Origin of the sequence: Phenylobacterium sp., assembly GCF_020402505.1 — a bacterium.
Classification (GTDB): Bacteria; Pseudomonadota; Alphaproteobacteria; order Caulobacterales; family Caulobacteraceae; genus Phenylobacterium.
Window position 1 is genome coordinate 1 of sequence record NZ_JADBZL010000219.1, and the last position, 5,621, is coordinate 5,621.

The following is a 5,621-nucleotide window of genomic DNA, read 5'->3' on the forward strand; positions in this document are numbered from 1 at the left end:
GGCGGCCTGCGGGTGCGCCTGGACCTGCCCCGCAGCGCCGATTGATCGCCGTGTACCCCTCGCGCCGGCGGTCCAAAACGTCTACATGGCGCCCATGGTCGTTTTCTGGACGGCGGCGGGGCTCCTTGCGGTCGCCGCTGCGGCAGTCATCCTCCTCCGGGCCGCCCGGTCCGCGCCCCAGTCCGGGCTGGAGGACCCGACTCTCGACGTCTACCGCCGACAGCTCGCCGAAATCGACGACCTGGCCGACCGCGGCCTCATGGAGCCCGCCGAGCGGGAGGCCGCGCGGGCGGAGGCGGGCCGCCGCTTGCTGGTCGCCGCCGACTCTGCGGCGGTCGGATGGACCGCGCCCACCGGGCAGCGTCCCGTGTTGCTCGCCGCCGCGGCAGGCGTCGGCCTGGCCGCCCTGGCGGCATATCTGGTCCTCGGGCGGCCAGGCCTCCCTGACCAGCCCCTCGACAGCCGGATCGAGACCTGGCGGGCAGGGCAGCTGACCGACCTGACCCCACCCCAGCTGGCGGCTGTCCTGCGCGAGGCCCTCAAGGTGCGGCCGGAGGCCGAGGGCTACCGTTTCCTCGCCCTGGCGGAGGCCCAGTCGGACAACCCCGCCGCCGCCGCCCGCGCTCTTCGTCGGGCGATCGCTCTGGCGCCCGGGCGCGCCGACCTCTGGGAGATGTTGGGCCTCAGTCTCCTGGCCCGGTCCCAAGGAGAGATCACCGCAGAGGCGCGCGAGGTCCTGACCGAGGCCGTCCGCCTCGACCCCCGGTCGTTGCCGGCGCGCTTCCACCTCGCCCGCGGACGGGCGGCCTCCGGGGACCAGGAAGGTGCGATCCGGGACCTTGAGGCGATCGCCGCTGAGCTGCCCGCCGGCGATCCCCGTCGCGCCGATATTGACGCCGCCATCCGAGAGGTCCGCGCGCCCGCCGCGCCCGCGATGGAGGGACCAACCTCCGAAATGATCGGCCAGATGGTGGCCGGCCTCGCCAAGCGCCTCGAGCTCAATCCCGATGACCCCGACGGCTGGGTCAGGCTGGTCCGCTCCTATGCTGTCCTCGGGGACGCCGCTCGACGCGATTCCGCTCTGGACCGTGCGAGCCGCAGGTACTCCGGCCAGCCCCAGATCCTCGAACAGCTCGAGAAGGCCGCCGCAGCGGAGCCTATGAAATGACTGGCTGGATGCCCCGATCCCCTCGCGCGCGCCGGCGCCTGACCGTGATCGCCGTCGTCGCCCCGGTCCTGGCCCTTGCAGCGGGCCTCACTCTTTGGGGGCTCCGGGACTCCATCTCCTACTTCTACACCCCGGCCCAGGCCGACGCCGCACGCCCGCCGCCCGGGCAGTCTGTGCAGTTGGGGGGCCTCGTGGTCGACGGGAGCGTCGTCCATCACACAGATGGCCGGGTCGAGTTCAGCATCCGGGACAATATCGCCGCGGACCGGATCCACTTCCGGGGCGACCTGCCCGACCTGTTCCGGGAGGGGCAGGGTATCGTCGCCACCGGCGCCTTCCGGTCGGACGGGGTCTTCGAGGCTCGGCAGGTCCTCGCCAAGCACGATGAGACCTACATGCCCAAGCAGGTGGCGGACTCCCTGAAGGCCCAGGGCGAATGGCGTGGCGACGGCGCGCAGAGGCCAGCGTCATGATCGTCGAGTTCGGCGCCTTCGCCCTGATCCTGGCCCTTGTCCTGTCCCTGGCGCAGACGGGCCTGTCAGCCGCCGGCCGGATGCGGCGTTCGATGTTGCTCACGGGGGCTGGAGAGGGCGCAGCCCTGGCGAGCTTTGGCGTGCTCTCCCTGTCCTTCGCCGCCCTCGTCTACGCCTTCGTCGTCTCGGACTTCTCGGTGGCGAACGTGGCGGCCAACTCGCACTCCGAAAAGCCGGTGCTCTATCGCGTAGCCGCCGCCTGGGGCAGCCATGAGGGCTCGATGCTGCTCTGGAACATCGCCCTGACAGGCTTCGGGGCGGTGCTGGCGGGACGTGGCCGCGACCTGCCCCGGGACCTCAAGGCCAGCGCCGTGGCGGTCCAGGGTCTGATCGGCTCGGTCTTCCTCGCCTATACGGTTCTGGCTTCCAATCCCTTCGTACGGCTGGCGGACCCGCCGGTGGAGGGGCGCTCCCTCAACCCCCTGCTCCAGGATCCCGCCCTGGCGGTGCATCCGCCCTTCCTCTACGCCGGCTATGTCGGCATGTCGGTGGTCTTCTCCCTTGGCGTGGCCGCCCTGGTCGAAGGACGTATCGATGCGGCCTGGGCCCGCTGGGTCCGCCCCTGGGCCCTGGCGGCCTGGAGCTTCCTGACCATCGGCATCGCCCTGGGGTCATACTGGGCCTACTACGAGCTCGGCTGGGGCGGCTGGTGGTTCTGGGATCCCGTGGAGAACGCCAGCTTCATGCCCTGGCTTGTCGGCGCGGCCCTGCTGCACTCTGCGGTCGTGACCGAGAAGCGGGGGGCGCTGCCGGGCTGGACCGTCTTTCTCGCCCTTACGGCGTTCAGCTTCTCGATGCTGGGGGCTTTCCTCGTTCGGTCCGGGGTCCTGACCTCGGTCCACGCCTTCGCTGTCGATCCGACACGGGGCGTGCTGCTGCTGGCCATCCTCCTGAGCCTCGCCGGTCCGGCTTTCGCCCTGTTCGCCTGGCGGGCGCCCAAGCTCGCCCCCGGCGGCCTGTTCGCTCCGGTCAGCCGGGAGAGCGCCCTTGTGGCGAACAACATCCTGCTTTCCGCAGCGACGCTCACGGTCCTGCTCGGCACCCTCTTTCCCCTGATCCGGGAGGCGGTCACCGGCGAGGCGATTTCGGTGGGACCGCCATACTTCAACCTGACCTTCAACCCGCTGATGGCCATTCTGTGCCTTCTGGTTCCCTTCGGCCCCCTGCTCGCCTGGAAGCGGGCCGACCTCGCGCCTGCGATGCGGACCTTGATTCCCGCCCTGATCATCGGCGTCGCCATTGGCCTTGCAGCCCTTTGGCTGCTGACCCCGCGCAAGGCGTTCGCCAGTCTCGGCCTGGCCCTCGGGGCGTGGCTGATCGTCGGCGCCCTGGCCGAAGCGGCCCAGCGGGTGCGGCTGTTCCGTGCGCCCTTGGCGGAGTCCCTGCGTCGGATGAGGGGCCTGCCCCGGGGCGCATGGGGGGCCACGCTGGCTCACGCTGGCTTGGGGATCTTTGTCATCGGCGCCTGTTTCGAGACCGCCTGGAAGATCGAGGCGGCGCAGACCCTCGCTCCCGGACAGTCCCTGAAGGTCGGCGCCTGGGAGCTGGTTCTGAGGGATGTGCGCCTTGTGGACGGGCCCAACTATGAAGCCGAGAAGGCGCGGATCTCCGCCCGGCGTGACGGGCGGGAGGTCTGCATGCTCACGCCCTCCCAGCGCTTCTATCCCACCGGCGGAGAGACCACCTCCGAAGTCGCCATCTGCAATGTCGATGTCAGTCATCTGTACGTCGTGCTCGGCGAGCGGCGGGAGGGTCCTGGCGGCGCCCCCGTCTGGCTTGTCCGCGGCTACTGGAACCCCCTGGCGGTCCTCATCTTTGCGGGACCCGCGGTCATGGCCTTGGGTGGCTTCATCTCGCTGACCGACCGCCGGCTACGATTGGCCCCTGGCCGGCGCCGGGAGGCCCGGACGTGAGGCGCGCCGGCCTCGCCCTCGCCGCCGCCCTGGCGTCGGCCCTGTGCCTGGCTGCGGCGTCCGATCCCGCCGAGCGTCTGCCGGACCCGGCTCAGGAGGCCCGTGCGCGCACCCTCTTCAAGGAGGTGCGCTGCATGGTCTGCCAGAACGAGTCCATCGAGGACTCCCAGGCCGAGCTCGCCGTCGACCTCCGCCGCCTGGTCCGCGAGCGCGTCGCAGCGGGCGATGACGATGTGGCCGTCCGACGCTGGCTGGTGGAGCGCTACGGCGAGTTTGTCATGCTCCGTCCCGCTTTCTCGATCGCCAACCTTGTCCTCTGGCTGGCGCCCTTGGCCGCGGTGATGGTGGGCGGCCTGGCCCTCATGGCCCGGGTCCGAGGCGCCGGTGCGGAGACCGAATGGTTCACCCCGGAGGAGTCCGCCCGGCTGGCGGAGCTGGTCCGGACCGCAGATGGACACGATCCTGCCTTCAAATCGTCTCCCGACGATCCCAAAGCATGACGTAATCCTCATTTGAGCGGTGCGCCGCTCTTTGGCATGAAGGTTCACGCCCGGCTGCGTCGGTTCGCGGCGGGCCGCAGGGAAAGAAGAGCGCAATATGAGCTCGACCAAGAGCAGATACCTGATCGGCGCCCTCGCCGGGGTCCTCGTCGCCGGCACGGCCATGGCGGCCGCAGGCCTGACCGCCGCCGACCGCACCAGTCCTCAGCCGTCGGGCGCCGCCGCCGCGGCCAGTGCGGCTTCGAACTTCGGGCCGCCGCCTGGCGCGCCGATGTCGTTCGCCGATATCTTCGAGAGGGTCTCGCCGGCGGTTGTGTCGATCAACGTCACCACCCGGGTCGACGTCAGCAGGATGCCGCGGCAGATCCCCGGCCTGCCCTTCGAGTTCCGGCCCCCGCGCCAGGGCGACGACGAGGACGGCGAGGGCGAGGGACCGCGCGGTCCCCGCCGCCAGTCGGCCGGGTCAGGCTTCTTCATCACCGCCGACGGCTACCTGGTCACCAACGCCCACGTGATCGAGGATGCCGAAAGCATCAAGGTGGTCCTCAAGGATGAGACCGAGCTTGACGCCACCGTGGTCGGCCGGGACGAGGGCACCGATATCGCCGTCCTCAAGGTCAAGGGCTCGGGCTACACCTTCGTCAACTTCGAGAACTCCGCCCGGCCCCGGGTCGGCGACTGGGTCCTGACAGTGGGTAACCCCTACAATCTCGGAGGGACCGCAACAGCCGGCATCGTCTCGGCCTACGGACGCGACATCGATCAGACCTTCGTGGACTACATCCAGCTCGACGCCCCCATCAACCGGGGTAATTCGGGCGGTCCGACCTTCGATGCCTATGGTCGGGTGATCGGCGTCAACACCGCGATCTTTTCGCCCACCGGCGGATCGGTGGGGATCGGCTTCGCCGTGCCAGCGGAGGTGGCGGCCCGGGTTTCCCGGCAGCTGATCGCCAACGGCAAGGTGGTGCGCGGCTATATCGGCGCGACCATCCAGAACTTCGACGAAGACATGGCCGCCGCCCAGGGCATGGCGGGTCAGAAGGCCGCTATCGTCGCCGAACTGATTCCCGGCGGACCCGCCGAAAGGGCGGGCCTGGTGATCGGCGACATCGTCCTTTCGGTCAACGGCGTCCGGGTTCGTTCGTCCTCTGAAATGACGCGTCAGGTGGCGAAGGCCTCACCTGGCGATCTGCTCCGCCTGGAGATCATCAGGGGCGGCAAGCCTCGCACTATCGAGATCCGCTCGGGGGTCCGCCCGCCCGAGGCTCAACTCGCCGGTGGTCCCGGCGGACCGAATGGCGGGACGCCGGGTCCTGGCAGGCCGGGGCCTTCCGCTGGCCAGAGCCTTCTGGGCATGACGGTCGCGCCCCTCGATGACGCCGGCCGCCGTCGGGCCGGCCTGCCGGCCGACGCGCGCGGGCTGCTGGTCTCATCCGTCGAGCGGTCCTCGGATGCGGCCGAAAGGGGCCTGCAGGCGAACGACGTCCTGTTGCGTGCGGGTGAC

Annotated in this window: 5 protein-coding genes; all 5 read left to right on the forward strand. The window is 70.3% G+C overall.

The features are described 5' to 3' along the window. Positions 1-1,168 (forward strand): c-type cytochrome biogenesis protein CcmI (gene ccmI / locus IM632_RS14110; protein ID WP_296552509.1); only part of this gene is annotated, 1,168 nt, incomplete at its 5' end. Beyond that, the gene (gene ccmE, locus IM632_RS14115) at positions 1,165-1,641 is read left to right on the forward strand and encodes a cytochrome c maturation protein CcmE (RefSeq protein ID WP_293514141.1); all 477 of its coding nucleotides are present in this window, start codon (positions 1,165-1,167) and stop codon (positions 1,639-1,641) included. The genes ccmI and ccmE, both read left to right, overlap by 4 nt. Next, positions 1,638-3,614 carry a heme lyase CcmF/NrfE family subunit gene (locus IM632_RS14120; RefSeq protein ID WP_293514159.1) on the forward strand — a complete coding sequence of 659 codons (1,977 nt, stop codon included), beginning with the start codon at positions 1,638-1,640 and terminating at the stop codon, positions 3,612-3,614. The genes ccmE and IM632_RS14120 overlap by 4 nt, the downstream gene beginning before the upstream one ends. After that, complete coding sequence (locus tag IM632_RS14125) at positions 3,611-4,114, forward strand: cytochrome c-type biogenesis protein (RefSeq protein WP_296483339.1); 504 nt, start codon at positions 3,611-3,613, stop codon at positions 4,112-4,114. The genes IM632_RS14120 and IM632_RS14125 overlap by 4 nt, the downstream gene beginning before the upstream one ends. 97 nt (positions 4,115-4,211) lie before the next feature. After that, positions 4,212-5,621 (forward strand): trypsin-like peptidase domain-containing protein (locus tag IM632_RS14130; protein ID WP_296552511.1); only part of this gene is annotated, 1,410 nt, incomplete at its 3' end.